At 70.6% G+C, this 15321-nt stretch carries 12 protein-coding genes and 4 tRNA genes; 5 read left to right on the top strand and 11 right to left on the bottom strand.

All coding sequences use genetic code 11. From position 1 onward, the window contains the following. Positions 1–10: 10 nt before the first annotated feature. The 6 genes from NQ165_RS02400 to NQ165_RS02375 all read right to left on the bottom strand — a co-directional run bounded on the left by NQ165_RS02400 (position 11) and on the right by NQ165_RS02375 (position 2612). Positions 11–190, bottom strand: a complete 180-nt coding sequence (locus NQ165_RS02400) for a hypothetical protein (RefSeq protein WP_257530929.1) — start codon at positions 188–190, stop codon at positions 11–13. Positions 191–245: 55 nt separating this feature from the next. After that, positions 246–752: a glycine cleavage system protein R gene (locus NQ165_RS02395; RefSeq protein WP_257530927.1), complete on the bottom strand. Its 507-nt coding sequence runs from the start codon at positions 750–752 to the stop codon at positions 246–248. A 71-nt stretch (positions 753–823) separates the two neighbouring features. Then, a complete protein-coding gene (locus NQ165_RS02390; RefSeq protein WP_257530925.1) occupies positions 824–2152 on the bottom strand; it encodes a hypothetical protein in 1329 nt (442 codons plus the stop codon). Positions 2153–2313: 161 nt separating this feature from the next. After that, positions 2314–2388, bottom strand: a tRNA-Val gene (locus NQ165_RS02385). 24 nt (positions 2389–2412) lie between these two features. Further along, positions 2413–2486: transfer RNA gene (locus tag NQ165_RS02380), tRNA-Cys, on the bottom strand. Between the two features lie 53 nt (positions 2487–2539). Then, positions 2540–2612, bottom strand: a tRNA-Gly gene (locus NQ165_RS02375). A 148-nt stretch (positions 2613–2760) separates the two neighbouring features. On the opposite strand from NQ165_RS02375, the gene NQ165_RS02370 reads away from it, so the two are divergent. Continuing rightward, positions 2761–2836 (top strand) — tRNA-Val (locus tag NQ165_RS02370). Positions 2837–2918: 82 nt separating this feature from the next. Here NQ165_RS02370 and NQ165_RS02365 read toward each other — a convergent pair. The 4 genes from NQ165_RS02365 to NQ165_RS02350 all read right to left on the bottom strand — a co-directional run bounded on the left by NQ165_RS02365 (position 2919) and on the right by NQ165_RS02350 (position 7270). Then, the gene (locus tag NQ165_RS02365) at positions 2919–3410 is read right to left on the bottom strand and encodes a type II toxin-antitoxin system PemK/MazF family toxin (protein WP_257530923.1); all 492 of its coding nucleotides are present in this window, start codon (positions 3408–3410) and stop codon (positions 2919–2921) included. Between the two features lie 149 nt (positions 3411–3559). Then, positions 3560–4786 (bottom strand): ammonium transporter, encoded by a 1227-nt coding sequence (locus tag NQ165_RS02360; RefSeq protein ID WP_257530921.1) that lies wholly within the window; start codon positions 4784–4786, stop codon positions 3560–3562. A gap of 189 nt (positions 4787–4975) precedes the next feature. Beyond that, complete coding sequence (gene zapE / locus NQ165_RS02355) at positions 4976–6004, bottom strand: cell division protein ZapE (RefSeq protein WP_257530919.1); 1029 nt, start codon at positions 6002–6004, stop codon at positions 4976–4978. Between the two features lie 42 nt (positions 6005–6046). Further along, positions 6047–7270 (bottom strand): S9 family peptidase, encoded by a 1224-nt coding sequence (locus NQ165_RS02350; RefSeq protein WP_257530917.1) that lies wholly within the window; start codon positions 7268–7270, stop codon positions 6047–6049. A 25-nt stretch (positions 7271–7295) separates the two neighbouring features. Between NQ165_RS02350 and NQ165_RS02345 the strand changes: the two genes are divergently transcribed. The 4 genes from NQ165_RS02345 to NQ165_RS02330 all read left to right on the top strand — a co-directional run bounded on the left by NQ165_RS02345 (position 7296) and on the right by NQ165_RS02330 (position 12516). Beyond that, positions 7296–7886: a DUF3000 domain-containing protein gene (locus NQ165_RS02345; RefSeq protein WP_257530915.1), complete on the top strand. Its 591-nt coding sequence runs from the start codon at positions 7296–7298 to the stop codon at positions 7884–7886. Next, on the top strand, positions 7879–9075 hold the full coding sequence (locus NQ165_RS02340; RefSeq protein ID WP_257530913.1) for an HRDC domain-containing protein: 1197 nt from the start codon (positions 7879–7881) through the stop codon (positions 9073–9075). The genes NQ165_RS02345 and NQ165_RS02340 overlap by 8 nt, the downstream gene beginning before the upstream one ends. A gap of 73 nt (positions 9076–9148) precedes the next feature. After that, positions 9149–10354, top strand: coding sequence for a thiolase family protein (locus NQ165_RS02335; RefSeq protein ID WP_257530911.1), 1206 nt, complete (start codon positions 9149–9151; stop codon positions 10352–10354). Positions 10355–10362: 8 nt separating this feature from the next. Beyond that, the gene (locus tag NQ165_RS02330; protein ID WP_257530909.1) at positions 10363–12516 is read left to right on the top strand and encodes a 3-hydroxyacyl-CoA dehydrogenase NAD-binding domain-containing protein; all 2154 of its coding nucleotides are present in this window, start codon (positions 10363–10365) and stop codon (positions 12514–12516) included. 276 nt (positions 12517–12792) lie between these two features. Here the strand turns inward: NQ165_RS02330 and pepN are convergent, their stop codons facing one another. Continuing rightward, on the bottom strand, positions 12793–15291 hold the full coding sequence (pepN, locus tag NQ165_RS02325; protein ID WP_257530907.1) for an aminopeptidase N: 2499 nt from the start codon (positions 15289–15291) through the stop codon (positions 12793–12795). Between the last annotated feature and the right edge of the window lie 30 nt (positions 15292–15321).

Genomic DNA, 15321 nt, shown 5'->3' with positions numbered 1-15321 from the left:
GCCACCGCCGTCAGTGGTGAGCGCGTTCGCCCGTGCCGCCGCCCGGACCGTGCACGACGAGCGCCAGCGCTGCGGAGACCGCCAGCACTCCGCCGACGAAGACCAGCGGGCTCAACCCGGAGTCGAGCAGGAACGCCAGCCCGAACAGGTAGAAGCCGAGCAGGAACAGGATCGAGTACACGATGAACATGGATGCCTCCGTCGGTCCGGTTCTCAGATGCTAGCCAAAGAGCGCGGCAAGACGGTCACCCGAGCGCGATGTCGACCTGGATCTCGCCCGCCAGCTTCTCGAGCGCGGTCGTGATGGCCGCGGCATCCACCCCCGCCGGCACCCGCACGTCGACCGTCGCCTCGAACAGTGTGCCGCCGGCCATCGGCGCCTCACGGGTGCGGCTCGCGAAGGAGTCGATGCTCGCGCCGAGGCCGGCCAGTGTCGCCGTGACGTCACGGACGATCCCCGGCCGGTCGTTGCCCAGCACGGTGAAGCCCACATGACCGGTGGCGGCCGCGGACGGCTCGCCGCCGGCGTGCGTCGTGACCCGCAGCAGTCCCGCGAGACCCTCGAGGTCCGCCTGCAGGGCGTCGACCCGGTCGTCGGGAACCGACACCAGCACGATGCCGGCGAAGGCGCCGGCGAGCTCGGCCAGTTCGCTGCGCTCCCAGTTGCCGCCGTGGGCGGCGACGGTGTCGGCGAGGGTGCGGACGAGTCCGGCGCGGTCATCGCCGACGACGGTGAGGACGAGATGTGCCATGCGGTGAGCCTAGCCGTGCCGACACGCGGGGGTGGCTGGGCCATCGCGCGCTCGAAGACAGCGGCCATGACTCAGCGGCGCAGCGGCAGCGGTTCACCCAGCCCGTACAGGTGCAGCGCACCGGGACCACCGGCGAACATCTCCGCGATGCCGTCGATGGCGGGCACCGGGACGGTGTCGAGGGTCACCTCGTCCGGCGCCGTGAACGTCGCATCCTGTGCCCCCGGTGCGTGCGGGTCGCCGCCTTGCGGTGCGGTGCGCACGCGGGCGAGCTGGGTGTGAGCGGCATGCCCGGGGGCGGCTTCGTCGAGATGATCGGCGTAGACGCAGGGCACTCCGCCGACGACGCCCTGCCTGCGCAGGTCCGAGACACCGAGGTCGCCGAGCGGGTATTGGCCGTCGCAGTTGAACGCCCACCCGCCGGCGCCGGCGGCGACCGCCGACGCATGCAGCTGCGCGCCGCACGAGGGCACCAGGTGCAGGTCGATCCGCCCGCGGGCACCGGGCCACGGGCTGCGCGCGTCGCTGCGACGCAGTCGGCGGTCGGTGTGGTCCAGACACACCTCCACCGCGGTGTGCAGCGGATCGCCCGCGGCCGGCAGCGCGAAGACGGCGTACGGATCGAAGGGCGCGCGCTTCAGGTCGCCGCCCGACAGGTCCAGCGCGGGGTACGAGGCGAGCGCCTCGGTCACGACGGCTCTGTCGGCGACGTCCCACAGCACGAAGTCCTCGTTCGAGTCGAAGTACTTCTCAACGGAGGCGACGGTCGCATGCCACGGTTCGAGCACCCCGTCGAGCGGTGTCGTGCCGAGGACGAGCGCTCGATTGCGCACCTGCACGAGTGGCGCGGCATGCGCGCTGCGGATCAGCCCGACCATCGCGCCGAAGTACGCCTCCCTCATCGACCCCGAGGTGGCCCGCCAGGCTTCTGCCAGGCGGCGGACGAGGTCGTTGCGCGTCCGGGCCTCGGGCGAGGAGAGCACGGCGTCGATGTCGGCGACCTCCGCGGTGAGCGCCGACCCCATGACCATCAGGAAGTGCGGGTAGTCGGCCGGGTCGAACTGTTCGCGCAGCAGCGCCGCGATCGTCTGCACCGGGTCGGGGTCGCCGGGCGCGGTCAGGTAGGGCCCGGCGGGCCCATGCCAGAACGACTCCGGTGCGACGAAGACATTGAGCACGCTCGGGTCGCCGAGGTCGTGCAGCTGTGCGCGCGCGAGATCCACCGCGGTCGTGAGCACTCGGCAGCGTCCCCGGATGTCGGCATCCGGATCGTGCAACCCGCGGTACGACCCGGCCATCGCACCGGGACCGCCGGAATAGCCGACCGTGACGATGTCGGCCGGCGAGGTGGGGATGGCGTAGCCCAGGAACCGGACCCGCTCGTACGGGGCAGCGATCATGCGGCATCCTCCCCGCGGCGCCGCCGTCCGGGTGCCGCTGCGTGCGCGGGACGCTACACCCGCCGGCCGGCCGCCGCCACGGGCCCGCTGCCGGCGGCGAGGCACGGGGCGCCGGCGCGCGGAGGAAAGGAAAAAGCCCCCGGTCTCCCGGGGGCTTTCAGTGGTGCGCGATACTGGGATCGAACCAGTGACCTCTTCCGTGTCAGGGAAGCGCGCTACCGCTGCGCCAATCGCGCCCGTCAGGGCTGTTGAGTTGTGAGTGGAGGTGGCGACGGGATTCGAACCCGTGTAAACGGCTTTGCAGGCCGGTGCCTAGCCGCTCGGCCACGCCACCGTGTGGTTTGACCCCACGTGCCAAGGATCCTCCGGAGAGGATCCCTACACTCGAGCGGATGACGAGACTCGAACTCGCGACCCCAACCTTGGCAAGGTTGTGCGCTACCAACTGCGCTACATCCGCATTTCGCACCGGATCGCTCCGGCACTTGAATGACTTTAGCCGACTCCGAGCCGAGTGCAAAACCAGGCGCGCCCCGCGCGTGTCTCGCCCCGATGGTGCGGAGGCGCCTTCGGCATCCGGTATGCTCGTTGAGGCCCCTCGGGGCGACGGGCGATTGGCGCAGTTGGTAGCGCGCTTCCTTCACACGGAAGAGGTCATCAGTTCGAGTCTGGTATCGCCCACCATCAGAAAGGCCCCCGGTGAACCCGGGGGCCTTTCTTGTTCCCGCCCGCCGGGGCCCCGGGGTCGCACCGCGCACAGCCACGATCAGGCCGCGGTCTTCCACCCGTACCGCCGACCCAGCTCCGCCGCGACGCGGTCGAACGCGCCCCGGTCGACGGCAGCGCCCTCGCGTCGCATGCCGGCGGCGTGCACGCTGTAGATCTGGTCGACGTCGGCCCACGACGGTCGGCCCTTCGAATCCCACTCCCCCGCGCCGATCGGGATGTAGTCGCGGTCAGCATCGCGCGGCCTGCTGGTCAGTTTGACCGCGTACACCCGATCGGCACTCTCGCGCGCGATCACCAGCACCGGGCGGTCCTTGCCGCGTCCGTCGCGCTCGGCGTACGGCACCCAGGTCCAGACGACCTCTCCCGCATCCGGCTCGTCGTCGGTCTCGGGAGCGTAGGCGATGCGCAGGGCGCCGGCCCGGGGCGGCGTCACCTCGAGGGTCGCCGTCGCGCCGGCCTGTCCGGGCGACGAGCCGACACCGGGCCGGGACGGTGCCGCGGGGCGCACAGACGCACGCAGGCGGCTCATCAGCCGCCGAATCAGACCGGGGGTACCCACGGACTCACCCTATGCGCGGCACGGCCTCAGCGGCCGGTTCCCCCGCCGCGATGCGGACATGCGGATGGGGCGCCGCGGCCGTAGCCGCGACGCCCCCGATCGTGGGTGGCTTCAACCCGTCAGTCGACGAGCGCGTAGCCCTCCTCGCCGTGCACGACGGTGTCGACACCGGCGATCTCGTCCTCGTTCTTGATGCGGAAGCCGAGGGTCTTCTGGATCGCGAAGCCGAGGATGCCGGCGACGACGAAGGAGTAGACCAGCACGCCCACCGCGGCGATCACCTGGATGATCAGCTGCTCGGCGTTGCCGCCGACGAACAGGCCGGTCTCGGTGGCGAAGAAGCCGAGGTAGATGGTGCCGATGAGGCCACCGACGAGGTGGATGCCGACCACGTCGAGGGAGTCGTCGAAGCCGAGCTTCCACTTCAGCTCGACGGCCAGGGCGCAGACGGCACCGGAGACGACACCGAGGAGCAGGGCCCAGCCCGGCGTCAGGTTGGCGCAGGCGGGGGTGATGGCGACGAGACCCGCGACGGCGCCGGACGCGGCACCGATCGACGTGGCCTTGCCGTCTTTCAGCTTCTCGATGACGACCCAGCCGAGCACAGCGGCGGCGGTCGCGCCGATGGTGTTGATGCCGATGAGGCCGACCCCGGCCATGTCCTCCGAGAGCCACTCAGCGCCGGCGTTGAACCCGAACCAGCCGAACCACAGGATCGCAGCACCGAGCATCACCAGCGGCACGTTGTGCGGCTTGTGGATGCCCTTCTGGAAGCCGATGCGCTTGCCCAGCACCAGGGCGAGGGCCAGAGCCGCCGCACCGGCGTTGATGTGCACCGCGGTGCCACCGGCGTAGTCGATCACCTCGGTGCCGAAGCCCATGCTCGAGCCGAGGTTGAAGATCCAGCCACCGCCCCAGACCCACGCGGCGACCGGGAAGTAGACGATCGTCGCCCAGAGGCCCGCGAACAGCATCCAGGAGCCGAACTTGGCGCGGTCGGCGATGGCGCCGGAGATGAGCGCGACCGTGATGATCGCGAACGTGGAGCCGAATGCCACACCGATCAGCGAGGTGTTGGCGTCGTCACCGGAAGCGAGGCCGCTGAGGGCGAAGTCGCTGAACGGGTTGCCCGCGAACTCCCACGGGCTGCCGACCGCGCTCATGTTGTAGCCGTACAGGATCCACAGCACGCTGATGAGTCCGAGTGCGCCGAAGCTCATCATCATCATGCTGACGACACTCTTGGCCTTGACCAGACCGCCGTAGAAGAAGGCGACACCGGGCGTCATGAAAAGCACGAGCGCGGTGGCCATGATCCCCCAGGCGATGTTGCCGGGTGCGTCCATAGGTGTTACCTCACATTGATCAGTGACAGGGACACGTCTCGGCTGGGTACGGGTTCGCCGCGGCGTGTTCGCCCAGTCTCCTCATGCGCCGTTTCTGACACCGTGCAGGTCGTGTTTCGGGGCCGTTACGCCCGGGCATCCCCGGTAAACATCACGTTTCGGGAAGCCGCGAACGCGCTCCCGGAACCCTCAGGAGTGAGTGAGAGCGACCAGCCGCGAGATCGCGCGGAGGTACTTCTTGCGGTAGCCGCCGGCGAGCATGTCCTCGCCGAACACGCCGTCGAGGGCGACACCCGTGGCGCGGATGGGGATCTGCGCGTCGTACGCGCGGTCGACGAAGGCGACGAACCGCAGCGCCGCGGACTGGTCCTCGAGCTGCACCACATCGCGGAGGCCGACCGTGTCGACGCCCTCGATCAGCCGGATGTAGCGGGAGGGGTGCACGCTCGCGAGGTGCGCCACGACAGCGGAGAAATCGTCGTCGGACACGGTCCCGGCGGCCGCGGCATCCGTCATCGCCTGCGCATAGCCGGCGTCGTCGAGCACGACGGCGTGCCCGTCGACCGCGCGCTGACGGTAGTCGGTGCCGTCGATGCGCATCGTCTGGAAGCTCTCGGACATCGCGTGGATCTCGCGCAGGAAGTCCTGAGCGGCGAACCGTCCCTCCCCGAGCGCATTCGGCGGGGTGTTCGACGTCGCAGCGAGGCGCGTGCCGGATGCCACCAGCTCCCCCAGCAGCCGCGTCATCACCATCGTGTCGCCGGGGTCGTCGAGTTCGAACTCGTCGATGCACAGCAGTTCGGAGCCGCGGAAGAGCTCGACGGTCTTCTGGTAGCCCAGGGCGCCGACCAGTGCGGTGTACTCGATGAACGAGCCGAAGTACTTCCGGCGGGCGGGCACGGCGTGGTAGATCGCGGCCAGCAGGTGCGTCTTGCCGACGCCGAAGCCGCCGTCGAGGTAGACGCCGGGCTTGAGCTCCGGGGTCTTCTTCGCCCGGCGGAAGAACCCGCCGCGGGCTGCGGGCCCGCCACCGCCGGCGAACGCGGTGAGGGTCTCCTTCGCCTCCTGCTGCGAGGGGTAGGCCTCATCGGCGCGGTAGGTGTCGAAGGTGGCGTCGGCGAACTGCGGCGGCGGGACGAGGGAGGCGACCATCTGATCACCGGTGACCTGGGGCTGGCGTTCACTCAGATGCACGATGCCCGTGCCGGTGGTGGTCATGGGTGTCGATCCTAGTCGCGGGGTGGACAGCGGGAGACCGGATCAGCTGTGCGCTGCAGGCTCCGCGGCGGTCAGACCATGCGCGCGCAGCCACCGGGTGATGCGGTCGTTCCAGCGCTGCTGGTCGTAGTTCCACAGCTTCGCGTGCCGCGCGACCTCGAACACCTCGAACTCCACGAGGTCGGGCCGGGCCACGAGCAGATCGTGCGATGCGTCGGAGGGGACGAAGCCGTCGTCGTCACTGTGGAGGATGAGGATGGGATGCCGCAGCTCGCCCGCCCGTGCGACGACGTCGAGCTTGTCGAACGGGATCGGCCCGCCTGCACGCGTGACCGCACCCGCCCACTCGGTGCCGAGCGCACCGAGGGCCAGCTGGGTGACGGGGCCGGGCACTTTGAGTTTCTTGGCCTGATAGTCCAGCACGATCCGCCAGTCCACGACCGGCGATTCGAGCACGACGCCCGCGATGAGGTCGCCGTGGGGAGAGTTCAGCTCGACCTGCAGGGCGATCGCGCCGCCCATCGACCACCCCATCAGCACCACGCGAGGCGCGCCGTGACGGCGGGCGAAGCCGAGCGCGGCATCGATGTCACGCCATTCGGTGGCGCCCAGCGTGTAGGTGCCGGTGCGGCTGCGCGGGCCCTCGCCGTCGTTGCGGTACGCCACGATCAGCGACGTGATGCCGGCGGCGTGGAAGACGGGCACGGCGCGCAGGCATTCCGCGCGGGTCGTGCCACGGCCGTGCACCTGGACGACCCAGGTGTCACCGGGGCCGGCGGCGGGGAAGAGCCAGGCCGGGCACGGCCCGATCGGACCGCCGATGAGTTCGTCGGTGAACGGCAGCTGCAGCTGCGCCGGATCGTCGTAGTACCAACCCGAGAAGGCAGCCTGCGGCGCCAATCGCGACTCCGCCGGCACGTGCGTGAGCAGCTTGCGGGTGACGGTGCCCGCGTCTTCGCCGAGCACCGACCCCAGCTTGAGGTAGGGCGCCGTGCCGCTGGTGAACAGCCCATACCGGCCCGGCAGCTCGGTGTCGGCGGTGCGCGTGAGGGTGATCGTCTGCGCCGCGGCGTCGACGTCGACGATGGTCGTGTCGGGGACGCGACCGGCGGGGGTCACGACGCGGCGCGCCATGCGAACCGCCAGAACGCCCATCGTCGCGAGGACGCCGCTGAGCGCGGTGGCGAGGAAGACGAGAACGCCTCCGACCACGGCGGGGGCGGTGAGAGAGGCGCCGGGCGGGACGGCGCGCCTGGAAGCCATCATGGTGCGCTCACTCTAGTCTGTCGACGTGGATGATCCGCGCCCTCCGGAGGGGCCCCTCACGTTCGCCGAAGCGGTGGACCGGGTGCGTTCGCTGACGTTCCGTTCCGACTTCGTCGTGCGGGAGATTCCCGCGCCCGGCGGCCTCGCCCCCGACGCCATCGCCCTCGCCGGCGACGTGCGTCCGCAGGAGCACGGCGTGGACTCTCCCTACGGCACCGGCCGGTTCATCCTGCTGCACGACGACGCCGGCGTCGCCGCCTGGGGCGGGGCGTGGCGCATCGTCTGCTTCGCGCAGGCCCCGCTGGAGACCGAGATCGGAACCGATCCGCTGCTGGCCGACGTGGCGTGGTCCTGGCTCGTCGACGCGCTGGACGCCCGCGGCGCCCGCTACGACGCGGCATCCGGCACCGCCACCAAGACCCTCTCGAAGGGGTTCGGCACCCTGGCGGACCAGGGCGACGGCGCACAGATCGAGTTGCGCGCCTCCTGGTCGCCGGCCGGCGACGTCGCGCACCACGTGCAGGCGTGGGCAGAATTGACGTGCATGTTGGCGGGACTGCCGCCAGGGTCGGAGGAAATCGCTGTGTTCGGACCGCGCCGGAGCGCCCGTGGCTGAGTATCGGGTCATCGAGGACGCCGAAGGGCTGGCCGCCGCCTGTGCGGCGCTGACCGCGGGTCACGGGCCGGTGGCCGTCGACGTCGAGCGGGCCAGCGGTTTCCGCTACTCGCAGCGCGCCTACCTCGTTCAGGTGTTCCGGCGGGATGCCGGGGTGTTCCTTTTCGACCCGCCCGCGATCGGCGACATGACCCAGCTGCAGCGTGCGATCGGCGGCGAGGAGTGGGTGCTGCACGCCGCCAGCCAGGACCTGCCGTCGCTGCGTGAGATCGGCCTCGAGCCGCCGTCGATCTTCGACACCGAACTGGCGGCGCGCCTCCTCGGCCACGAGCGCGTGGGCCTGGGTGCCGTGGTCGAGGACACCCTGGGCATCACCCTCGACAAGGCGCATTCCGCGGCCGACTGGTCGACCCGCCCACTCCCGCAGGCCTGGCTGGAGTATGCCGCGCTCGACGTGCTGCTGCTCGTCGACGTGCGCGACGCGCTGGCGGCCGAGCTCGACGAGCAGGGCAAGACGGCGCTGGCCGCGGAAGAGTTCCAGGCGGTGCTCGACCGCGCGCCGAAGCCTCCCCGCGAGGACCCGTGGCGCCGGCTGAGCGGCTTGCACACCGTGCGCGGACGCCGTTCGCTCGCCGTCGCCCGGGCCCTGTGGACCGCGCGGGAGGAATATGCCCGGGAGCAGGACGTGTCTCCCGGCCGGCTCGTCCCCGACCGCTCCCTGGTTGCCGCCGTCCTCGCCGATCCCGCGAGCAAGCAGGAACTGTCCAAGCTGAAGGACTTCACCGGCCGCGCCAGCCGCTCGCAGCTGGACCGCTGGTGGGCGGCGATCGAGGCGGGCCGCGCGGACACCGCCCTGCCGCCGGAGCGCGTCACCGGGGACAGCATGCCGCCGCCGCGCGCGTGGGCCGACCGCAACCCGGCCGCCGACGCGCGCCTGAAGGCCGCACGCCCCGCCGTGGAGCAGGTCGCAGCAGACCTCGGGATGCCGATGGAGAACCTCCTCACACCCGACACGCTGCGCCGCGTGGCGTGGTCGCCGCCCGCGGAAATCGACGTGGCATCCATCGGTCAGGCCCTCGCCGACCTGGGTGCCCGTCGCTGGCAGATTGAACGGACTGCACAGGTGATCACCGACGCATTTGTGCGTTCCGTGCAAGCAGCGTCGGGCGAGCCGGAAAACGCTTCGTAGGTTCAGCCCAACCGATTCCTGCCGGTTCCCGGGTCTTCCTAGGCTGGCGGAAATCCCTATTTTTGGAGGCAGAGTGGCCGAGATTTCGGACGTCTTCTTCGTCGATGGCATGCGGACCCCGTTCGGGCGCGCCGGCGAAAAAGGCATGTACTGGAACACCCGCTCCGATGACCTCGCCGTCAAGGCGACCATCGGGCTGATGGAACGAAACCCGAATGTTCCCGCGGACCGCATCGACGACGTCGCCATCGCCGCGACGAGCCAGACCGGCGACCAGGGGCTGACCCTCGGACGATCGGTGGCGATCCTGGCCGGGCTGCCGCAGACGGTCCCCGGCTTCGCGATCGACCGCATGTGCGCGGGCGCCATGACGAGCGTCACCACCATGGCCGGCTCCATCGGCTACGGCATGTACGACGTGGCCCTCGCCGGCGGCGTAGAGCACATGGGCCACCACCCCATCGGCACCAACGCCGACCCCAACCCGCGCTTCGTGGCGGAGAAGATGGTCGACCCGGGCGCCCTCAACATGGGCGTCACGGCAGAGCGCATCTTCGACCGGTTCCCGCACCTCACCAAGGAGCGCTCCGACCGCTACGGCATGCTGAGCCAGCACAAGCTGCAGGCCGCCTACGACGCCGGCAAGATCCAGCCCGACCTGGTGCCCGTCGCGATCAAGGGTGCCGACGGCGCCTGGGGCCTGGCCACGGCCGACGAAGGCCGCCGTCCGCAGACGACCATGGAGGACCTGGCGAACCTGAAGACGCCCTTCCGTCCGCACGGGCGGGTCACCGCCGGCACCTCGTCGCCGCTGACCGACGGGGCGACGATGTCGCTGCTCGCCGGCGGCCGTGCGGTGAAGGAGCTGGGACTGGCGCCCAAGATGCGCCTGGTCTCGTTCGCCTTCGCCGGCGTGCAGCCGGAGATCATGGGCATCGGCCCCATCCCCTCCACGGAGAAGGCGCTGCGCAAGGCAGGCCTCGACATCTCCGACATCGGGCTGTTCGAGCTCAACGAAGCGTTCGCGATCCAGGTGATCTCGCTGCTGGACCATTTCGGCATCGCCGACGACGACCCGCGCGTCAACCCCTGGGGCGGCGCCATCGCCGTCGGTCACCCGCTCGCGGCATCCGGCGTGCGCCTCATGATCCAGCTCGCCGCCCAGTTCGCCGAGCGCCCCGACGTGCGCTACGGACTGACCGCGATGTGCGTCGGCCTCGGCCAGGGCGGCTCGGTCATCTGGGAGAACCCCCACTACGACGGCAAGAAGAAGAAGTAGGACCCGCGATGACCGATTACGAATCGATCGACTTCTCCCCGATCCTCTCCCCCGCAGCGACCGACGGCGAGGTCGTCACGCACTCGCCCGTGCGCGACATCACGCTGCCCAGCGGCAGGGTGCTCGCCCTGATCACGCTCGACAACGGGCGCGACCACAACCGGCCCAACACCCTGGGCCCGGCCACCCTCGCGGAGCTCGGTGAGACCCTCGCCGGTCTCACGGCGCGCGCGGCCGCCGGAGAGATCCAGGCGGTGGGCATCACCGGCAAGCAGTACATCCTCGCCGCCGGCGCCGACCTGTCCGACATCTCCCGTCTCGGCTCCAAGGACGACGCGCGCCTGGTCGCGCAGTTCGGCCACAAGGTGATCGGCGCCCTGGGCGACCTCGGCGTCCCCTCGTTCGCCTTCGTGAACGGACTGGCGCTCGGCGGCGGGCTCGAGATCGCGCTGAACTCCACCTACCGCACCGTCGACGCGTCGGCCGCGGCGATCGCGCTTCCCGAGGTCTTCCTCGGGATCATCCCCGGCTGGGGCGGCGCCTACCTGCTGCCGAACCTGATCGGCATCGAGAACGCCCTCGAGGTCGTCATCTCCAACCCGCTCAAGCAGAACCGCATGCTCAAGCCGCAGCAGGCGTTCGACCTCGGCATCATGGACGCCATCTTCCCGGCGGCGAACTACCTCGAGAACTCGCTGCAGTGGGCAGACGGCGTGCTCGCCGGCTCGGTGAAGGTCACCCGCAAGAACGAGCCGGGCAAGATGGAGCGCCTCACCAAGTGGCCCATCGCGATCAAGATGGCCCGGGGCATGCTCGAGTCGAAGATCGGCACCGTCCCGCGCTCGCCGTACGTCGCACTGGACCTGCTGGACAAGGCGAAGAGCGGCACCAAGGCCGAGGGCTTCGCCCGCGAGGACGAGGCACTGGCCGAGCTCATCACCGGCGACCAGTTCGCGGCATCCATGTACGCGTTCGATCTCGTGCAGAAGCGTGCCAAGCGCCCCGTGGGCGCGCCCGACAAGCAGCTGGCCAAGAAGGTCACGAAGGTCGGCATCATCGGTGCCGGGCTCATGGCGAGCCAGTTCGCCCTGCTGTTCGTGCGTCGCCTGCAGGTGCCGGTGCTCATCACCGACCTCGACCAGGCGCGCGTGGACAAGGGTGTGGCGTACATCCACGAGGAGATCGGCAAGCTCGAGGCGAAGGGTCGACTCGACGCCGACGCGGCGAACCGGCTGCGCGCGCTCGTGCGCGGCACGACCGACAAGACCGAGTTCGCCGACTGCGACTTCGTCATCGAGGCGGTGTTCGAGGAGCTCGGTGTCAAGCAGCAGGTGTTCGGCGAGATCGAGAAGATCATCGCCGAGGACGCCATCCTCGCCACCAACACCTCCTCGCTGTCGGTGGAGGAGATCGGCGCGACCCTCGCCCACCCCGAGCGCCTGGTCGGGTTCCACTTCTTCAACCCGGTGGCGGTCATGCCGCTCATCGAGATCGTGAAGACCCCGCACACCGCCGACGCCGCACTGTCGACGGCGTTCGTCGTCGCCAAGGGACTGGGCAAGAACGCTGTGCTCACCGCCGACGCCCCCGGGTTCGTCGTGAACCGCCTGCTCGCCAAGGTGATGGGCGAGGCGGCCCGCGCCGTCTACGAGGGCACTCCCCTGATGACGGTGGAGAAGGCCTTCGCCCCGCTCGGCCTGCCGATGACACCGTTCCAGCTGATCGATCTGGTCGGCTGGAAAGTCGCGGCCCACGTGCAGGACACCATGGTCGCCGCCTTCCCCGACCGGTTCTACGCCAACGAGAACTTCCACGCTCTCGCGCAGCTGGAAGCCGTGGTGGAGAAGGACAAGGGCGGGCGCGTCTCCGGCTGGACGAAGCAGGCTGAGAAGGTGCTCAAGGGCGCCGTCGGCTCCTCGCCGGCATCCCCCGACGAGATCCTCCGCCGCGTGCAGGACGGTCTGGCGCAGGAGATCCGCATCATGCTGGACGACGAAGTGGTACCGGAGGTCGAGGACATCGACCTGTGCCTCATCCTCGGCGCCGGCTGGCCGTTCATCGACGGCGGCGCCTCGCCGTACCTCGACCGCGAGGGCGCGTCGGAGCGCGTGTTCGGCGACACGTTCCACCACCCGCCGATCCGAGGCATCGCGCACCGCTGACGCGGCTGCCCGCAGGACGGCCCCGGGCTTCGGCTCGGGGCCGTCTTCGCGTGTGCGCCCCTGTCCCTGTGCTCCCTGCAGGGCGACGGGCTCGTCGCGCCGCCGCGTGCACAGCGGCGGCGGCTCCGCGGGTGCGCGTGCACAACGACGGGGATCGGCGCGGGAACACCCGCGACAGCTGCGGTCGCCAGGCGGAACCGCACGCTCTTCCGAGGTTGTGCACGCGCGGCACGCAAGGGGGCGCGCGGCCGCGTCGGCGGGGCCGTGCGCGGCCGGTCAGACCAGGTCGGCCTGCACGGAACGGACGCGGAGGTCGCGGGCGAGGTGATCGCGCTGCTCGACCACGATGCGGCGGAGCGCGCCGGGAGCGTCGCGGTGCGCGGCGAGCCAGGCGTCCACGGCATCCGTCGTCTCGCCGTCGGGGAACAGACCCCGCACGAGGCGCGCGGCGATCTCGATGCTCCGCGTGGACCAGACCTCCAGGATGCGGTCGAAGTAGCCGTCCGCGACGGACTCGAGGAGGTCGTTCCGCCCGCCCGCCCTGGCGCCGCGGATCGTCGCGCTCAGGTGATCGTTCGTGAGCGAGGCGTCGTCCCATGCGGCGTGCCACGCCGCCACGCGCACGTGCGAGGAGGGACGCGCGGCCAGCGCGGCGATCCGTGCCGTGGCGCCCGTGGCCGTGGCATCGCGGGCGTACTCGGCGACGATGTCCGGCTCCTGCGCGTGGCCCGTGGCCGACAGCGCCAGCCACCAGGACCAGCGCAGGTCCGGATCCAGCCGGAGCCCCGCCGGCGGCGGCGTCGTCCCGGCCAGCAGCGCACGCAGGTCGTCGGCGCGGGCGTCGCTGAACTCCGCCGCCGCGCCGAGCGCGCGCGCCCACGACAGCTGCGCATCAGAACCGGGCTCGGCGGCGAGCATCGCGTCCCAGCACGCCTGAAGCCATGCGGATGCCGCGGCGTCCCGCCGGTCGGCAGGGACGTAATGCGTCAGCGTGAACAGGGCGCGCGCGTGCACGTCGGCCATGAGCGCCGCGTTCGTCTCCCCCGCGGCGTGCCGGACGGCGATCCGGAGGAACCGCTCGGCGGCGAGCTCCCCGTCGCGCGTCGCGTTCCACAGCGCCGCCCAGATCACTCCCCGCGTGACCGCATCCTCGATGGTGGCGAGGCCGCGTTCGACGGCATCCACCGACCGCGCGTCCAGCCGCACCTTCGCGTAGGAGCGATCGTCGTCGTTCGGCACGATGAGGTCGGCTTCCGAGACCTCCGATGCGGCGATGGGGGTGTGCTCCCCCACGACGTCCACCTCGGCGGCCTCCACGCGGGTGAGCCGTTCGCCCTCGAAGGCATAGAATCCCACCCGCATCCGATGCGGCCGGTCCATGTCCTGCACGACGGCCAACGGATGCCGGTCCACGCGCACCGTGGGCAGTCCGGTGGTCTGCAACCACGCCCGCGACCACGCGCGCAGGTCGCGGCCGGACGCGGCCTCGAGTTCGGTGAGCAGATCGTCGAGCGTGGTGTTTCCGAAGGCGTGCGCGGCGAAGTAGCGCCGCGCACCCTCGAAGAAGGCTTCCTCGCCCACGAACGCGACGAGCTGCTTGAGCACCGCCGCGCCCTTGGCGTAGGTGATGCCGTCGAAGTTGAGCTTGGCCGCTTCGAGGTCGGGGATATCCGCCACGATCGGGTGGGTGGTCGGCAGCTGGTCCTGCTGGTAGGCCCAGGCCTTGCGCCGCGCGGCGAACGTGACCCACGCGTCGGTGAAGCGGGTGACGGCGACGGCCGCGTGGGCGCCCATGTAATCGGCGAACGACTCCTTCAGCCACAGGTCGTCCCACCACTGCATCGTCACGAGGTCGCCGAACCACATGTGCGCCATCTCGTGCAGGATCGTGTTCGCCCTGCCCTCGCGCTGCGCGACGGTGGCGGCGCCGCGGAACACATACGCCTCGGTGAAGGTGACGAGCCCGGGGTTCTCCATGGCGCCGAGGTTGTACTCGGGCACGAAGATCTGGTCGTACTTGCCCCACGGGTAGGGGAAGGCGAACGCGTCGGTGAAGAAGTCCAGTCCCTGCCGGGTCACCTCGATGATCTCGTCCGTGTCGAGGTGCGCGGCCAGCGACCGACGGCAGAGCACACCGAGGTCGATCGTCTGGGCGTCACGCTGCCACGCGCCATCGACCCGTTGGTACGGACCGGCCGCCACGGCGGTGATGTACGACGACAGCGGCGGGGTCGGGGCGAAGCGCACGCGCTGCGCGCCGGCATCCGTCGATGACTCGACAGCAGGTTGGTTCGAGAGGACGTGCCATCCCGCGGGCGCAGTGACGACGAAGGTGTACCGCGCCTTCATGTCGGGCTGTTCGAAGCACGCCATCACGCGTCGCGAGTCGGCGGGCTCGTACTGCGTGTAGAGATAGGTCTCACCGTCGACGGGGTCGACGAACCGGTGCAGCCCCTCCCCCGACCGGCTATACGCTCCGCGCGCGACGATGCGCACCCGGTTCTGCGGTGCCAGCCCGGTGAGGCGGATGCGCGCACCGTCCCAGTCCACCGGCACGGACACGCCGTTGACCTCGGCCCGCTCGACGGCTTCCCCGAGGAAGTCGACCCATGTCTCGTCGGTGCGGGCCTCGAACGTCAGCTCGCTGACGGTCGGGAAGCCCGTGCGGTCGGCATCTACGGCGCCCGTGAGGTCGAGCTCGACCCGGATGTCATGCACGGTCACCGCCGCGGAACGGGCAGCGGTCTCGTCGCGGGAGAGGTTGGCGGTGCTCATCCCTCCATGCTTTCACGCCTCGCGGACCTG

This window comes from Microbacterium sp. zg.Y1084 (genome assembly GCF_024623595.1).
Lineage (GTDB): Bacteria > Actinomycetota > Actinomycetes > Actinomycetales > Microbacteriaceae > Microbacterium > Microbacterium wangruii.
Note: the sequence above shows the minus strand (reverse complement) of the source record. Positions and strands in the feature narration are given on the sequence as shown.

Coding starts and splice junctions, on each gene's coding strand:
- NQ165_RS02400 (WP_257530929.1), bottom strand. CDS start 190: ATGTTCATCGTGTACTCGATCCTGTTCCTGCTCGGCTTCTACCTGTTC.
- NQ165_RS02395 (WP_257530927.1), bottom strand. CDS start 752: ATGGCACATCTCGTCCTCACCGTCGTCGGCGATGACCGCGCCGGACTC.
- NQ165_RS02390 (WP_257530925.1), bottom strand. CDS start 2,152: ATGATCGCTGCCCCGTACGAGCGGGTCCGGTTCCTGGGCTACGCCATC.
- NQ165_RS02365 (WP_257530923.1), bottom strand. CDS start 3,410: ATGAGCCGCCTGCGTGCGTCTGTGCGCCCCGCGGCACCGTCCCGGCCC.
- NQ165_RS02360 (WP_257530921.1), bottom strand. CDS start 4,786: ATGGACGCACCCGGCAACATCGCCTGGGGGATCATGGCCACCGCGCTC.
- zapE (WP_257530919.1), bottom strand. CDS start 6,004: ATGACCACCACCGGCACGGGCATCGTGCATCTGAGTGAACGCCAGCCC.
- NQ165_RS02350 (WP_257530917.1), bottom strand. CDS start 7,270: ATGATGGCTTCCAGGCGCGCCGTCCCGCCCGGCGCCTCTCTCACCGCC.
- NQ165_RS02330 (WP_257530909.1), top strand. CDS start 10,363: ATGACCGATTACGAATCGATCGACTTCTCCCCGATCCTCTCCCCCGCA.
- pepN (WP_257530907.1), bottom strand. CDS start 15,291: ATGAGCACCGCCAACCTCTCCCGCGACGAGACCGCTGCCCGTTCCGCG.